The sequence below is a fragment of the Acidiphilium acidophilum genome (assembly GCF_033842475.1).
Lineage (GTDB): Bacteria > Pseudomonadota > Alphaproteobacteria > Acetobacterales > Acetobacteraceae > Acidiphilium > Acidiphilium acidophilum.
This window is the reverse complement of record NZ_JAWXYB010000018.1, coordinates 2,545,594-2,561,015: the sequence shown is the minus strand read 5'-3', so window position 1 is coordinate 2,561,015 and position 15,422 is coordinate 2,545,594. Positions and strand designations below refer to the sequence as shown.

At 64.6% G+C, this 15,422-nt stretch carries 15 protein-coding genes; 4 read left to right on the top strand and 11 right to left on the bottom strand.

Annotation, left to right across the window (positions count from 1 at the left end; translation table 11 throughout):
- Window positions 1-8 precede the first annotated feature (8 nt).
- From SIL87_RS14825 to SIL87_RS14800, 6 genes are all read right to left on the bottom strand, one after another.
- Window positions 9-1,241 carry a nitrate/nitrite transporter gene (locus SIL87_RS14825; RefSeq protein WP_319614903.1) on the bottom strand — a complete coding sequence of 411 codons (1,233 nt, stop codon included), beginning with the start codon at window positions 1,239-1,241 and terminating at the stop codon, window positions 9-11.
- A gap of 255 nt (window positions 1,242-1,496) precedes the next feature.
- Window positions 1,497-2,402: an ABC transporter substrate-binding protein gene (locus tag SIL87_RS14820; RefSeq protein WP_319614902.1), complete on the bottom strand. Its 906-nt coding sequence runs from the start codon at window positions 2,400-2,402 to the stop codon at window positions 1,497-1,499.
- Window positions 2,399-3,019, bottom strand: coding sequence for an ANTAR domain-containing response regulator (locus tag SIL87_RS14815; RefSeq protein WP_319614901.1), 621 nt, complete (start codon window positions 3,017-3,019; stop codon window positions 2,399-2,401). Before SIL87_RS14815 ends, SIL87_RS14820 begins: the two co-directional genes overlap by 4 nt.
- A gap of 147 nt (window positions 3,020-3,166) precedes the next feature.
- A complete protein-coding gene (locus SIL87_RS14810) occupies window positions 3,167-4,957 on the bottom strand; it encodes a Hint domain-containing protein (RefSeq protein ID WP_319614900.1) in 1,791 nt (596 codons plus the stop codon).
- A 144-nt stretch (window positions 4,958-5,101) separates the two neighbouring features.
- Window positions 5,102-5,962, bottom strand: coding sequence for a prephenate dehydratase (locus SIL87_RS14805; protein WP_319614899.1), 861 nt, complete (start codon window positions 5,960-5,962; stop codon window positions 5,102-5,104).
- Window positions 5,952-6,734, bottom strand: a complete 783-nt coding sequence (locus SIL87_RS14800; RefSeq protein WP_319614898.1) for a 3-deoxy-manno-octulosonate cytidylyltransferase — start codon at window positions 6,732-6,734, stop codon at window positions 5,952-5,954. The genes SIL87_RS14805 and SIL87_RS14800 overlap by 11 nt, the downstream gene beginning before the upstream one ends.
- Window positions 6,735-6,801: 67 nt before the next feature.
- On the opposite strand from SIL87_RS14800, the gene SIL87_RS14795 reads away from it, so the two are divergent.
- The 4 genes from SIL87_RS14795 to SIL87_RS14780 all read left to right on the top strand — a co-directional run bounded on the left by SIL87_RS14795 (window position 6,802) and on the right by SIL87_RS14780 (window position 10,117).
- Window positions 6,802-8,226 carry a c-type cytochrome gene (locus SIL87_RS14795; RefSeq protein WP_319614897.1) on the top strand — a complete coding sequence of 475 codons (1,425 nt, stop codon included), beginning with the start codon at window positions 6,802-6,804 and terminating at the stop codon, window positions 8,224-8,226.
- Window positions 8,223-8,999, top strand: a complete 777-nt coding sequence (locus SIL87_RS14790) for an inositol monophosphatase family protein (RefSeq protein WP_319614896.1) — start codon at window positions 8,223-8,225, stop codon at window positions 8,997-8,999. The genes SIL87_RS14795 and SIL87_RS14790 overlap by 4 nt, the downstream gene beginning before the upstream one ends.
- A gap of 20 nt (window positions 9,000-9,019) precedes the next feature.
- Window positions 9,020-9,442 carry a GNAT family N-acetyltransferase gene (locus tag SIL87_RS14785; RefSeq protein WP_319614895.1) on the top strand — a complete coding sequence of 141 codons (423 nt, stop codon included), beginning with the start codon at window positions 9,020-9,022 and terminating at the stop codon, window positions 9,440-9,442.
- Between the two features lie 87 nt (window positions 9,443-9,529).
- The gene (locus tag SIL87_RS14780) at window positions 9,530-10,117 is read left to right on the top strand and encodes a hypothetical protein (protein WP_319614894.1); all 588 of its coding nucleotides are present in this window, start codon (window positions 9,530-9,532) and stop codon (window positions 10,115-10,117) included.
- Here the strand turns inward: SIL87_RS14780 and SIL87_RS14775 are convergent.
- From SIL87_RS14775 to SIL87_RS14755, 5 genes are read right to left on the bottom strand one after another with little or no spacing between them, the layout of a single operon-like run.
- A complete protein-coding gene (locus tag SIL87_RS14775) occupies window positions 10,100-11,533 on the bottom strand; it encodes an APC family permease (protein WP_319614893.1) in 1,434 nt (477 codons plus the stop codon). The genes SIL87_RS14780 and SIL87_RS14775 overlap by 18 nt on opposite strands.
- 44 nt (window positions 11,534-11,577) lie before the next feature.
- On the bottom strand, window positions 11,578-12,471 hold the full coding sequence (locus tag SIL87_RS14770; protein WP_319614892.1) for a lysophospholipid acyltransferase family protein: 894 nt from the start codon (window positions 12,469-12,471) through the stop codon (window positions 11,578-11,580).
- Window positions 12,468-13,418, bottom strand: coding sequence for a tetraacyldisaccharide 4'-kinase (gene lpxK / locus SIL87_RS14765; protein ID WP_319614891.1), 951 nt, complete (start codon window positions 13,416-13,418; stop codon window positions 12,468-12,470). The genes SIL87_RS14770 and lpxK overlap by 4 nt, the downstream gene beginning before the upstream one ends.
- Window positions 13,418-14,656, bottom strand: coding sequence for a 3-deoxy-D-manno-octulosonic acid transferase (locus tag SIL87_RS14760; RefSeq protein WP_319614890.1), 1,239 nt, complete (start codon window positions 14,654-14,656; stop codon window positions 13,418-13,420). Before SIL87_RS14760 ends, lpxK begins: the two co-directional genes overlap by 1 nt.
- Window positions 14,647-15,417, bottom strand: coding sequence for a lysophospholipid acyltransferase family protein (locus SIL87_RS14755; RefSeq protein WP_319614889.1), 771 nt, complete (start codon window positions 15,415-15,417; stop codon window positions 14,647-14,649). Before SIL87_RS14755 ends, SIL87_RS14760 begins: the two co-directional genes overlap by 10 nt.
- Window positions 15,418-15,422 lie beyond the last annotated feature (5 nt).

The following is a 15,422-nucleotide window of genomic DNA, read 5'->3' as shown; positions in this document are numbered from 1 at the left end:
CAGGCAGATCAAACGCGAACCGTGGCACCCTCGACCGACGTGGCCGCGGTGAAATCGGCGCGCCAGCGGTGCTTCACAATCGAGAGCCCACCGAAAGCGAGCAGGGCGAGACCTGCGAAAATCAGAAATCCGGCGCCGTACGATCCGGTCAGTTGCTTCGACAACCCCATGCTGGATGCGAGATAAAACCCGCCGATCCCGCCTGCCATGCCGACGAAGCCGGTGGCGGTGCCGATCTCGCGGCCGAACCGCATCGGGATCAGTTGAAAGATCGCGCCGTCCCCCATGCCGAACGCCGCCATCACCACGATGAAGACAGCCAGCGCCGGCCAGAACGCGCCGATTCCCATGCTGAGCACGATCAATGCCGCCGCTGCGACCAGATACAGCACCGACAGCACGCGGACGCCGCCGATCCGGTCGGCCAGATACCCGCCATAGGGGCGGATCGAGCCGCCCACGAAGGCGCATAAGGCGGTTGCAAACCCGGCGTGAACGGGCGTCAGCCCATACGTGCTGTGAAAATACAACGTCAGCGACGCTGACAGGCCGACGAATCCACCAAAGGTGACGCCGTAGAACCCCATGAACCACCAGGTGTCGGCCACCCGCAAAACTTTGAAATAGGCCCCCAGCGGCTGCGGAAACCGATAGGTCGGCGGGTTTTTCGCCATCAGCGCGAACACCACCAACGTTGCGGCCATGATCGCCGCGGCCAGGCTGAATACGCCGCTCACGCCGATCGCGATGGCAAGCCCCGGTGCCGCGAGCGCAGTGACGACGGTGCCGATGTTCCCGGCCCCGGCAATGCCCATAGCGGTGCCCTGATGTTCGGGCGGATACCAGCGCGACGCCAGCGGCAACGCCACGGCGAAGGAGGCACCGCCGATGCCGAGCAGCAACCCGATCGCCAGCACCTCATGATATGAGGTGATCCCCACAATGCCGACCACGGCGAGGCCCGCGATAACGATGAGTTGCGCCACGATCGCGGTCACCCGCGCACCGAACTGATCGACCGCGAAACCGCCGACGATCCGCAGCAGCGCGCCGGCGAGGACCGGCAGCGCGACCATGAAACCCTTCTGCGCCGGGTCGAGGTGCAAGGCCGTGCCGATCTGCACTGCTAACGGTCCCAGCAGCACCCAGATCATGAAACTCATGTCGAAATACAGGAAGGCGGCGAACAGGGTGGGCCAGTGGCCCGCCTTCAGGAACGATTTTTCACGTGGTAAGCTCATTGTCGCACTCCTGTGAACCTGCGGTTCACAAACGGCCTTCGTTGGCGCGCGATTCTGGGCGTTGGAACTTTCGTCCCGTCCGATCACCGATACCGTCCTTGGCAGCGGCGGTGCACGTCCCCGTGCCAAGTCACAAAGGCAAAAAGGATGCCAACCGGCATATCAGCCTAAACTTAGGACGAGACGAGAACGAACGGACTAATATGACGCTTTTATAGTCTAGAAATATCTATAAAATAATCATATGATCGATAGTTAGTCCGATACCGACGGCGTTCCCATCAGCGTCGCGACCGCCTGCGTGGGATCCGTTCCGGCGAGATGCCCGGCGGCCTGCATCCGCGCGATCGTCCACTCCAGGTCTGCCACCGCAGGGCGCAGCGCCGCCCCGGTCATGAACACAGGATTGCCGCCGGAGGGCGTCAGTGCCGCCTCGAGCACGGATGAGGGGAGATCGAGATTACGTGGCGCCGCCAGAATCGCCGCGAGATCCCGACGCGCCGACGCCGTGCCGCACAGGGACGTCGCCGCACCCAGCGCATCGCGGAGCGCCGCTGCCGCCATCGGGTGCGCGTCCGCGAATTCGGCACGCAACACCAGCAGTTTTTCCGGATGATCCGGGGCGAGATCGGCCGAGACCGCCGTAATTATCCCGGCTCCCTGCCGTACCGCGATGCTGCCCCACGGCGCCCCGGCGCAGAACCCGTCGATGCTGCCGCGTTCCAGCGCATTCACCATATCGGGCGGCGGCAGCGTGATGATGCTGGCATCAGCAGGCACCATACCGCTCGCGGCGATCCAGTCACGCAGCAGGAGATCGTGGTTGGAATAGGCATGCACGACGGCGAACCGCACGGGTGCCGCCGCCCGGCCTGCCGCCAGCACGATCGCATTGCCGTTACGGCTCAGCGTGCCCGCGAAGCGCAAGGCGCTCGGTCGGCCTCGAAGCCCCAATGTCATCGCGACCGCCAGCGGTCCCAGAATGACGGCGGCATCCAGCATGCCATAGGCCAGCTTGTCCGCGATGTTGGCCCAGGAAGGTTCGATTACCACGGTAACGTCGAGCCCGGCCTGGGTGAAATATCCGAACTCGCGCGCCAGCAGAACCGGCGCGCTATCGAGCAACTGCACGATGCCGATGCGTAAACCCTGAGCACTCACGATCCTGTCCCTTCCGTGCCCGGCCAACTGCGTTCGGACAAATCGGACTCGGGTGCCTCGGAGTCCCGCAGCAACCCGCGCGCCACGTCGGCCAGCCGCATCTGTCGCTCCATGGCCCGGCGCTGCAGAAACCGGTGGGCGGCCGGCTCGCTCATCCGGTCACGCTGGATCAGCAGTTTTTTGGCACGCTCGATCAACCGCCGGTCCGCCAGTTCCGCTTCCGCTGCCGCCAACCGCTTCTCGCGCCGGCTGGCGTAGCGGTACAGCGCGATCGCACTGCGCAGAACCGGCTTGATATCAACGTTTGTGGCGGCGTTGACATGATACGACACCACCCCGGCTGCGATTGCCTCTTCCATGAACGCCGGATCGTCCTCGTCGATGAACAGCGTCACCGGGGCCAGCTGAGCCGTGATACTGCGCAACTGCTCCAGGCTGTCGCGATCCGGGCGTGCCATGTCCACGATCACGATGTCCGGCTGCTCGACCGCGACGATCGCGGCGAGGTTCTGATCGGCCGGGGCGATGCGGATGCGCCCGGTCCCGGTCTGGCCGGCGAGCCGCGCGGCCAGCGCCGTCGCTCGTGCCGGATCGGTGTCGGCGATCAATATGTCCACGTCCTGCTGTCAGCTCCGCCTGGTCGATCATGGGGGAGCGATGCAAGATCACGGCCAAACGCCGAACCCGGGCCTGTGGCGAGGCGCAAGACGGAATGGCCGATATCAGCCTCGTTGCGAATCGCAACCGGGTTTGTTGGCGTCCGCTCAGCCGATCCGCGGCGTCCAGAGCAACGGCACCGCCGCAAGCTCGAACGCGATGGATCGCGCGGCCGGGGGCAGCAGGATCGTGCCGGCACCATCGGTCCACCGCGCTCGGTCGCCGGAGGCGCGTGGGTGGAAGCCGCTTGCCGCAATCTCGTCGATATCGAGGCGGCACCGTCCGGCACGGAGACCCGCGATGGCGACACCGAGTTCGCGCCGGTCGTCCGATGCGGGGTCGACTTCCGCGGGGATGAAGCGTTTCGAGCGCAGGACGGCGGTGCCGTGTCGTGATGCAGGAAGATCGTAGCGTCCGGATGTTCCGGGCATGATCCGTCTCCCATCGATCCAGACGCCGATGTCGTGCTCCGCATTGACGGTGAAACCGAGTGCAAGGGCGCGCTGATGCAGCGCGACGCGCACCCCGCGCAAGGCCGCCCCGCCGGTTATCAGACGGCCACAGGCATCGCGATCCCAGCGCTTCGGGCGGATTGGCCAGGAGCCGGCGGTGCTGAACCCCTGCCGATTGCCGGTATCGAGGTACGTCTCGCACGGCGTGGCTTCGGCAAGGACCACGTCATGGCGTGCCAGCTCGATATGATGATAGGTGACGGCCAGCGTGTCTCGTTCCTGGATGATGGTCGCGCCGTTGACCAGCAGTTTCGCCGGGATCAGGACGCCATCGAACCACAGCGCATGGTCGGGCGACAGCCGAAGCACGCGGCGGGGAACACCCGGGGCCAGTGCGCCGGGAGCGATGCGGATCGGCAGTACGTTACGTGGCGCAGGATGCTGTGCGAGGTCGAGTGCATGCGAGCCCACCCACATGACCGGCAGGACACCGCCTTGCGCAGTCACCACGCGATCCCCGGCGACAAGGGTTTCAACCGGTCGATAGCCGGCAGGGGTGAGGATTGCGGTGCCACGGGCGAAACACGGCGGGTCGGATGGTACTGGCTGGACCGCGAGAATGACGCTGCCGCTTCCGGATGCCGTCATTCGAAGATCGACAGGCACCGCGAGTTCGAACGATCCGTCGATGCCGCCGTTGCGGTTGAGGATCGTTACATCGGTGCCGGCCTGCACGATGCTGCCATCGGCCAGGGTGCTCAAGTCGATCGCATCGCCGATCGTGAACCCGTTGAGGGTGACGCCGGGACCGAGCAGAGGGTCGGCAAGGTCGATCGTGCCGCCCTCGCCGGTGAATGAAAAATGCTGATCGGCGACACCATCACCGAATTCGGCCAGGGCAGCGGCACTGAGAGCGATGGTGCCTCCCCCGCCGATCGCTCCCCCCGTCACCGCGAGCGTGCCGCCGGTGAGCGTGACCAGCCCGGTATTCTCGAATTCGGTTCCGCCGATGTCGAGCGCGGCGCCTGCGGAAAGGGCGATCATCCCTGCATTGGCGAAGCTCGCCGCGGGGGCGCCGGTCAGCCCGGAGATTGCCCCGAGATCGACCACCACGGCGAGGTCCGATGCGGTCCCGACCGCAACGACGCCCTGATTGACTACTGAATCGTCGGCGTAGAGCGCTGCGGTTCCGCTGACCGACAGGGTGGACGATCCGCCCAGCACCACCGCGCCGAAATTGCCGCTCAGTGCCGCTCCATGACCACCCGAGGAGTCGAGCGTCAGATCCGCCTCGATGGTCACGCCCGGATCGACTACGGCAGCGATCCCGCTGATCGCGGCGGCAACGCCCGCGCCCGGTACGGCACCGCCGGACCAGTTGGTGGCGGCACTCCAGTCCGATGCGGGTGTGGTCGCAGGTTGAAAGGCTTCGGTCACGGCCGCCATGGCAATCCCCCGGCAGATCAACGTCGCATTCTGCGCCGATCGCTGCCCATCGAGACGGTTTTTCGGTCCCCGCTACCAGTCCTGTTAGCGAAAATCACCCAAGGGTTCAATAGAATTGCGCAGACCAGAGGCGAATAATGCAGATTAGTCCGCGCCCGCCGCCGCGCGCTGGGCGAGGCGGAACGCCGCTGCCGGATAGACGCCGAGAATCCGGATCTCGCGTGAGAAGAAGTCGAGTTCTTCCAGAGCGAGCCGCACGTCGCGGCGCTCCGGATGGCCGTCGATCTCGCAGAGGAACTGTGTGGCAGCGAACTGGCCGCCGACCATATAGGATTCCAGCCGCGTCATGTTGACGCCGTTGGTCGCGAAGCCGCCCATCGCCTTGTAGAGTGCGGCGGGTACATTGCGGACCCGGAAGACGAAGCTGGTGATCAGGTTTTCCGCGTCGACCGGCGGCAGGCGGGGTGTTTTCGCCATCACGTAGAAGCGCGTCGTGTTGTGCGCTGCATCTTCCACGTTGGCACGCAGGATATCGAGGCCGTAGATTTCGGCGGCGAGCGAGGAGGCCACGGCGGCGCTCTGGGGGTTCCCCCAGTTTGCCACGAGGTGAGCGGAGCCGGCGGTATCCGCCTCGACCACGGCCGCCGCCCCGAGATCGCGGATCAGCGCCCGGATCTGCCCGAGTGCCACCGCGTGGGAGTGGATTTTCCGGATATCCTCGATCCGCGCGCCGCGAACCCCGAGCAGGCAGTGTTCGACCCGCTGGAAATGCTCGCCGATGATCGAAAGTCCCGAATCCGGGAGGAGGGTATGCATGTCCGGCACCCGGCCCGAGAGCGAATTCTCGGTTGGCAGCATCGCCAGCGTGGCCTCGCCGCCTCGTACCGCATCAATCGCTGCCTCGAAGGTCTGGCAGGGCAAGGTTGCCATGCCGGGAAATGCCGTGCGGCATGCCAGGTCGGAATACGCGCCGGGGATGCCCTGGAAGGCGATTCTATCGGTCATGTTTGAGCTCCTGACGGGCGCGGGCGAGATCTTCCGGGGTATCCACCCCGAATGGCGCGCGTGCAATCCGTGCCGCGCCGATCCGCAGTCCGAGTTCCAGCGCACGCAGTTGTTCGAGTTTTTCGCGCCGTTCGAGCGGTGAGGGCGGGGCGGCGACAAATCGCTCCAGCGCGGCGCGGCGATAGGCGTAGACGCCCACATGATGCCATAAAGGCCCGGCGCCGAACGGGATTCGCGCGCGGGAAAAATAAAGGACCGGGGCGATGTCGCTCGCTTCGAAGCCACATGCGGCCTTGACCACCGACTCCGCTGCCGCTTCGGCATCGCTCGTGATCGGTGCGACCAGTGTTGCAATGTCGAACGAAGAGTCGGCTAGGACATCGAGTAAAGCCGTGAGCGCGCCCGGTTCGAACCCCGGCAGATCGCCTTGGAGATTGATCACGATTTCGTGATTTCGTGTGGGGTCGATCGTTGCGAGTGCGGCATGAATCCGGTCCGATCCGCTCGGCAGGTCCGGCGGGGTCATTACCGCGGTTCCTCCTGCTGCAATCACGGCATCGGCGATCTCCTGCTCGGCGCATGCGACCACGACCCGGCCAAGCCCGGCAGCCTCGGCGCGGTGCAGAACATGGACGATCATTGGCACACCGCCGATGTCGGCAAGAGGCTTTCCCGGCAATCGGGTCGAACCCATGCGGGCAGGAATCAGCACAATGGGTGATGGTGCCGAAATGGTCGTTGGGGAAATGACAGCCTCCGTGCGCGCGAACATGTTACTCTTGTCGCACTTTCCTAAATCGTTATACATCCTCCGGTAAAGCTATGGAGGATGCCGTCTGATGAGTACCAACCCGCATGCGCCTGGTCCCGGCAAAAAGGGTCGTGATCCGCTATTGCTGAACAAGATTGCCGGCGGCATTCTGTCGGCAGGGTTGGTCGCGTGGATCGTGATTCAGGCACCTGGCATTCTGTCCGGCAAGGACGCCGCCAAAACCAGAGCGGAGGTTGCCAAAAATGCACCGGCGACCGCTGCTGCAGCCGGTGGTGGTGTGCCTTCGATCGATCCGCTGATCATCAAGGCGGATGTCTCGAAGGGGCAGCAATTCGTGGCGCAGCAATGCGCGGCCTGTCATACTGTGGACAAGGGCGGTGCCAATGGGGTCGGCCCCAACCTTTATGGCGTGATGAACGACAAGATGTTCGCCAAAGCGGGTTATGATTTCTCATCCGCCGTGAAATCCAAGGCGTCGGGCGTCTGGACGTATCAGAAGATGAACGAATGGCTGGTTGATCCGCAGAAATTCGCCCCCGGCACCCGCATGGGGTACACCGGCATCAAGAACGATGTCCAGCGGGCCGATACGATCGCTTATCTCCGCACCCTCTCGACCGACCCGATTCCGCTGCCCAAGCCGGGCCAGGGTGCCGCCGCGACTTCCGCCGTGGCGATGTCCGGTCCCAGCAGCGGTGCCCCTGCGATCGCGCCGCTTTACGCCAGCGCTGTCGCGGGGAAGGGACAGAGCTTTTTCGAGCAACAATGCTCGGCCTGCCACACCATTACCAAGGGCGGTGCCAACGGTGTCGGTCCCAACCTTTATGGCATTGTCGGCGCGCCGATGTTCGCCAAGGCGGGTTACACATTCTCCGGCGCTGTGAAAAAGGCGGCTTCCGGCAACTGGACGCCTCATAAGCTGAACGAATGGCTGTACGATCCGATGAAGGACGTGCCGGGTACCCACATGGCCTATCCCGGAGTCAAGAATAATCAGGTCCGTGCCGATCTGATTGACTACCTCAACACGCAATCCGCCAGCCCGGAAAAGCTGCCGACAACCAGCGCCAGCGCCACCCCGGCGGCGGCGGCAACCCAGACCGCGAGCGCCGGGCTCGATACCGGCGCCCCCACGATCAAGCCGGTTCTCGCCAGCGCGGTCATTGCCAAGGGCCAGAGTTTCTTCGAGCAGCAGTGCTCGGCATGCCATTCGATCGACAAGGGCGGGGCCAACGGCGTCGGGCCTAACCTGTATGGCGTGGTGGGTGCCCCGATGTTCGCGAAAGCCGGATATTCGTTTTCCAGTGGAGCGAAGAAAGCCGCCGCCGACGGGAAATGGACACCACACGAACTCAACGAATGGCTCTACGATCCGGTCAAGGCGGTTCCCGGCACCCATATGGCATATCCCGGGATCAAGAATACGCAGGTCCGCGCTGACGTGATTGCTTATCTGAACGCCCAGTCGGCCACCCCTGAAACCTTGAAATGAAACTCGATGTCGCCGCCGTGGCCCACACGGCGGCGGATGCTGCGGGAGACGTGATACAGCGTTATTTTCGTCTCCTGCCCGAGGTCGAGACCAAATCGGACGACAGTCCGGTTACTCTGGCGGATCAAGGTGCCGAGTCGGCGATCCGCGCCGTTCTCACCACCTACACGCCGGAATTCGGCATCATTGGCGAGGAGATGGGCGGCAACGCCACGGGCCGCATGACCTGGGTGATCGACCCGATCGACGGCACCCGCGCATTCATCACAGGCCGGCCGATTTTCGCCACACTTATTGCCTTGCTCGATGACGGTGTGCCGGTTCTCGGGCTGATCGACCAACCGATCACCGGCGAACGCTGGCTCGCGCATGATGGCAGGCTCCATTTTACCGGTCGGCATGGGCGGCCCGGCACGCGCCGGATCTTCAGCCTCGCCGACGCGGAACTCTCATGCACCTCGCCTGACATGTTCAGCCCGGCCCAGCGCGGGCAGTTTTCCAATCTTGCCGGAACCTGCCGCCGCGTTACCTACGGCGGCGACGCCTATGCGTATGGGCTGCTCGCCCTCGGTCAGATCGACGTCATTGCCGAAGCGGGGCTCAAGCCGTGGGATTGGGCCTCTATCGTGCCGATCATCGAAGCCGCCGGGGGCGCGGTGACCGACTGGCAGGGCAGGCGCCTCGCTCTCGACGGCCCTGGCGAAGTCCTCGCCCTCGGTGACCGGGCGCAACGTGATGCCGCAATCGCGGCCCTGAACCAGTCAGCCGCATGACACGCGAGGTTGTTCATCTTATGGCCGACAGCCCTGACCTCATCCGCTGGCTGGAGGGTGCCGAACCGCTGCACCGCATGCTCCGCCCGCAGATGGAAGCCGGCTATGTCTCGAAGATGCAACGCATTCTCGGCGAGGGCGCTCACCTCGCTTTGGTTCACCAATCCGGTGTAATCCGCGCGCTCGCGATGTTCCGGGCCTTCCATAATACGTGGAACGGCTATCGCTTCTATATAGACGATCTGGTCACCGATGACTCACAACGCAGCGCGGGTCATGGCCATTTCCTGATATCTTGGTGCGAAGATCTTGCCCGCGGCTGGGGTTGCACCGCCCTCACGCTCGAATCGGGCGTCCAGCGCGGAGCCGCTCACCGGTTTTATTTCCGCGAGCGTATGACGGTCGAGGCCTTCAGCTTTATCAAGACGATCACGCAGCCGTGAATGGTTCGGCCCTTATGGCGGACTTCTGCACGTAGCAATCCGGGATCGTTTCGCTTTAGATCGTAATTGAGTAAAGGGAACGCTGGGATGAGCAACAGGTTCGGCGCGGCGGGTGTGGCTATCGCCATGGCCTTCACCCTCAACGGTTGCGCCATCCCGTTTTACGTATCGGCACCGCAGATCACGCCCGATCTGGCATCCGACCGGGCGCTGGGCTCAAGCCCGAACCCGAACACATCCGCGTTCTGTGTGAACGATCTCAAATCGTCGCATCTCGTGGCGTTCGGCTACGCGGTCAAAATACCGGCGACGGTCATGGCTCAGGCTCTTGTAGGGGGGCTTGCCAGCGGGGGGTTGCTCGCCAAGCCGGGGCGATGCCGATACGCGATCGCGGCCCAAGTGATCGCCTTGCGCGACCAGTTCGTCAACCTGCCGTTCGCGCCCCTGCCGATCACCAGCGTCGTGACCTACACCATGACTGATCAATCATCGTCCAGGACCGTCACCAGCCGCACAATTACCGAGCATTTCAGGGAGCCGTATGTGGTCACCCTTCCGCTCGATGTCGGCAGCGAAGAGACGGTTCACCGCGCCATTCGCGGCGCGATCCAGGCCAATCTCAAGCGATATATTGACTCGCTGATCGATATCCCGGCGTCACCGCCGGTCTCCTGATGATGGTTCGTAGTCGGCATCCGCGACGTAGCTGCCGATTTTGCGCACCAGGTCGGGATCGCGCTTTGCCAGCACGACCCCGTAGGCGATCGAGAGCACCAGCACGCCAAGCGAGATCCACGGGAATAAATTCAGCGGGCTCGGCTGGCCTGGTTGGATCAGCCCCCATAAGGGAAACAGCATCAGCACCGTGCCGACGATCGGAACGGCCGCGTGCCGGACCGGGCTGAAATCGCCGCGATGGTGCCGCAGCATATAGACCGGCAGCGCCAGATTGGTGATCAGATACGTGATGATGACCGGAATCGTGCCGAGCGAACCGGTATCGAAGAACAGGTCGACCGGATCGATCCGCCAGCCGAACACGATCACGATGGCGAAGGCCACCAGCACGTATGCCCACATCGCCACATACGGCGTGCGAAACCGCGGATGGATTTTGCCGAAAAATCCCGGCAGGAGCCCCTCGCGGCTCGAGTTGAACAGAATGCGCGCCTGGCTGTTGGTCAGTCCGAGCAGCGAGGAAAAAATGCTGGTCAGCCCAGCCAGATAGGCGAGGATCAGCAATCCGGCAGCAGAGGCCTTGATCGCATCGACGAAGGGGATGGTCGATTTGCCGATCGCGGCGGCGTTGTTGTGAAACGCGATTTCGGTCGCGTAGGCCAGAAACAGGTACAGCACGCCGATCGACAGCGTCCCGATGATCAGCGCGCGCGGCACGTTCCGTCGGGCATCGCGGGTTTCCTCGGCGAGGGTCGCCGAATTTTCCCACCCGATGAACAGATAGATCGCAATCGGAAACCCTGCGCCGATCCCCTTCAAACCGCCTGAGAGGTGGCTCCACTCGAACGGAGCGAGCGAAAGGTGGCCCCAGTTTACGACCAGCATGACCACCGCGCCGATGAGCAGCAGTGCGAGTTCGAAGTAAAAGAAGATCGCCGCCCAGGTTGTCGAAAGCGCAACCCCGCGAGCCACCAGCACACCGACGATGCCGGTCGCGATCAGACTGAGCAATTGCCACGGTACATCTATGCCGAGGAACAGTTTCAGCGTGTCATGCGCCCACCCACCGGAAATCACCACGACCGACGACGCCGCGACGACATAACCGAAGACCACGAACACCGATGCGGCAGCTCCTGCCGCCGGTCCGAATGCCATGCCGATGAAGGTCACGAACGACCCGGTCGAGGGCCGGTATTTCGAAAACTCGGCCAGCGTATTGGTGAGGAACAGTATGACGACCATAGCGACGAGAATGGTGATCGGCGCGGCCACCCCGGCACCGCCCACGATGCCGCCGAATCCGAAAAAAAAGCTCATCGCGGGCGCAATGTTGGCCAGTGTCGAAGCGACGATCTGCGGCAATCCAAGCGCATCGCGCTGGAGCCGATTGGTCGAGCCGATCGCGGTCATAAAGCCCCCTCGTTGTTATCCCGCTCGCAATCCTAAACGAAATGTTACAACTCCGCCACTCGTTTCGGCCAGCGGCGGTGCAGCCAGAGCCACTGGCCCGGCTGTGCGCGCACCCAGCGCTCGATCGTCTGGTTCATCCACAAGCTCGTCTCGGCGATATCCGCAGCTTTGTCCTCGCTCGCCTGCGCATGAACAGCGGGTTCGATCACCACCCGCAGCCGTGCGGCCCCGATCCGTTCGACATGCACCGGCAGGATCGGACAGCGGAATTTCCGCGCAAATACCGCGAGTGCCGGGGCGGTCATCGCCGTCATCCCGAAAAACGGCACTTCGATACCGTCATTTAGTTTCTGGTCGGTCAGCATGCAGAGCATCCCGCCCCTTGCGAGATGCGCGTAGGCACCGCGCGCGCCCGCCGCACCCTTGGCGAACATCGGCACCGGCTCGCCCATCGCCGCCGCGCGCAGGTCGATGATGAGTTGGTCCACCGCCGGATTTGCGGCAGCCCGATAGAAGAACCCGAACCGCAGCCCGAGTGAGCGCAGGGCCACCGGCAGGATTTCCCAGTTGCCGCAATGCGCGGTGAGCAGAACCGCCGGCCCACCTCGTGCGGCCAGGGTGCGCCCATGCTCGGCACCCACGATCTCGAACCCTGGTCCAACACTGGTCTCGCGCAATCCGGCCAGATGTGGAAACTCACCCGCATTGCGCGCCAGATTATCCCACACCGCGCCGATCACCTGCCGCCGCTCCGCCCGGTCGAGCCCCGGCATCGCCGCTACCAGATTGGCCTCCGCGACCCGCGAGGTCGGGATCATGGGCCCTAATCGGTGCCCGATCGCACCGGCGAGGTTGCTTGCCGCCGCCGGTCCGAGTGCGCGGAACAGCGCGAGAAATGCCCGCGCCACCGCATATTCCAGTCGTTGCAGCATGGTCATGGCAATAAATCGTTCAGCGCCGCGGGATCATCGAAGACGAGCCCTGCCCGGATGATCAGGCAGTCTGCCAGAAACGCATCCGGCAGCTTCACGGCATCCTTCTCGGTCGTGGCCAGTCGCGCTCGGTGGTGTGCCGCAAAGCCGCGCAGCCGGGCGAGGTCGGCCACGGTATAGCGATGATGATCGGGAAAGCCGCGCGTGGCTACGAGTTCCACCCCTAATCCCGCAAGGCTTTCGAAAAACTTGTCCGGTCGACCGATTCCCGCGAAGCCCACGACACGCCGCCCCCGCAGGGGAACCGGCCCGCGCACGACGATCCGTGCGGTCAGCACCGGCAAGGTATGAGGCAGCATTGCCCGTGCGCCGCGCGCATCATTCCCGATCATGACGGCGGCATCGCATCGCGCCGCGGCCGCCACGACGCTCTCGCGCAGCGGACCGGCGGGGAGCAGCCGGCCGTTGCCGAAGCCGGCTCCGCCATCGATCGTCAACAGGGTGACCGATTTGACCAGGCCAGGATTTTGCAACCCGTCATCCATGACGATGACACGCGCTCCCTCCGCCACCGCGAGCCGCGCTCCGGCGGCGCGATCGCGTGCCACAATGGTCGCCGCCGTCGCAGCGAGAAGCAGCGCTTCGTCGCCGACATCCCCGGCGCTGTGCCGCGCCGGATCGACCAGCGCCGGTCCGTTGACCCGACCGCCATGTCCCCGGCTCAGCGCACACGGAAGCACCCCGCGCGCCTCGTAAATTCCCAGGACGTGCCGCGCCAGAATCGTCTTGCCGGCACCACCGACCCCGGCATTGCCGATGCACACCACCGGAACCCCACAATCGAAGCCGGTCCGCGCCATGCGCCGCGCCGTGATGGCGCTCGTCACTGCCCCCAACGGTGCCAGGGCCCGGCTCAGCACCCCGTCGTGTTTCCAGAATTCCGGTGGCCGCATCACGGGATCACCTCGATGACCCGACGGGCCAGCCGCTGTGGCAGGTCCGCGAAGCCTTCGCATACGCTACGCCCCGCCGCCCCCATTTCGGCAAGCCGTGCGGTGTTGCTCATCAGCCGCGCGAGCGTCGCTTCCAGTTCCATGAAATCCATCACATCGACCAATGCGCCGACCGCGTGCAAGGTCTTCATCGCCTCGAAATGATTCTCGTAATGCGGCCCGATGACCACGGCACATCCGAGTTGCGCTGCCTCGATCATGTTATGCCCACCGACCGGCACCAGCGTTCCGCCGATGAACGCGAGGGGACACAGACGATAGAATAACCCAAGTTCGCCCAGCGTATCGGCGAGATAAATCCCGCCGGGGACCGGCATCTCGCCCCGGGAGCGCCGGGCCAGCGGAAAGCGGCGTGCCAGATCGACGATCGCCTCGGCGCGATGGGGATGGCGCGGCACGATTACCGTGGTCAGGCTCGGATGCAGCCGGGTCAGTGCGCCATGAGCCTCGATGATCGGAATATCCTCGCCCGGATGGGTCGAAGCCGCGAGCAACCACGGGCCGGGACAAGCTGCGTTCAGCGCCGCGCGCGCCGCTTCATTGTCTGGCAGATCGGGGGCCGCGAACTTCAGATTGCCCCAGCTCTCCACCTCGCGCAGCCCGAGGCCGCGCAGCGCTGCGGCATCGTGGCGGGACTGGGCCGCGATCACCGCGAACCCGCCGAACACCTCGTTGGCCACCTTGGGGAACCGCTTCCAGCGCGCAGCACTCCGCGCTGAGAGCCGCGCGTTGAACAAAAATCGCGGGATGCCCCGTGCATCGAGCCCGGTGAGCATATTCGGCCAGAGTTCGGATTCCAGAAACACCGCCGCATCCGGTTTCCAATGTTCGAGAAACCGCGCGACATAGGCCTGTACATCGAGCGGTACGAATTGATGGATCGCGAGTGCCCGCTGCGTCGCGAGTTCCGCCGAGGTCACGGTACCGGTGGTCAGCAGCACGTTCGCATGAACCGCAAGCGCGCCGATCAGCGGCAGGGCGGACATCGTTTCGCCCATGCTCGCACAATGTACCCAGACCAGCCTTCCCGCAGGCCGCGCGATGCGCGCGATGCCATAACGCTCGCCGAGCCGGGCCTCGATTTCCTTGCCCCCGCGCATTCGCCGCGCCAGCCACCACGGCAGAAACGGTGATGCCGCCGTGGTCGCGGCCCGGTAGAGAGGCAGTCCTAGCGACATCGGATTTGCGCGCGCGCAAGGTTGGCGGTCAGTTGCGCCTCTATATCCGCGCGCGCCGCCTCCAACCCCCCGCGAGTCACCGAAACCCCGGCGCCGGCCACCACGGCACCACGGCTGAACGGAAGAGGAATCCGCATGGCATCCCAACTGCCCAGCGTGATCGCTCGCGAGGTAGCGGCGGCGACGCAGAATACCGGTGCCCCGGTGAGAACCGCCAGTTGTGCAACGCCCGGTGCCGCTCGTCGGCGCGGCCCGCGCGGCCCGTCCGGCGTCAACCCGACCGGATGACCAAGACCGATCAGCCGCACCAGCTCGCGCAAACCGGCCGCCCCGCCGCGCGAGGTCGAACCGCCGATCGCACGTACGCCGAACCGTCCCATCGTTCGCGCGATCAACTGCCCGTCGCGGTGGCGGCTCGCCAGCACATAGCCGGTCGGCCCCGTTGCGATCCGCCCGGCGGTGCGCCACAGCACCGGCATTGCTGGCAGGCATTCGTGCCAGAAGGCAATGATGCAGGGCGTTCCCTGCCGGAGCGTGTCGAGCAGATCGTCGGCCTCGATGGTCCAACGCGTCGTATTCATTACTCCTGCCAGATACAGTCCCGCAGCGTCGCCGAGCCATCCCCGCACCAGCGGTGATTTCAGTGGCGAGCCGAAGGTGAAACGATCTGGGCTGTCCTGCATCGGCGCGGCGGTAGCATCTGCAATCGCGCTCGTCATCATTGCCTCGTGCAATGTCGCGCCAGCGCTGAGTTCGGGCACGGGGC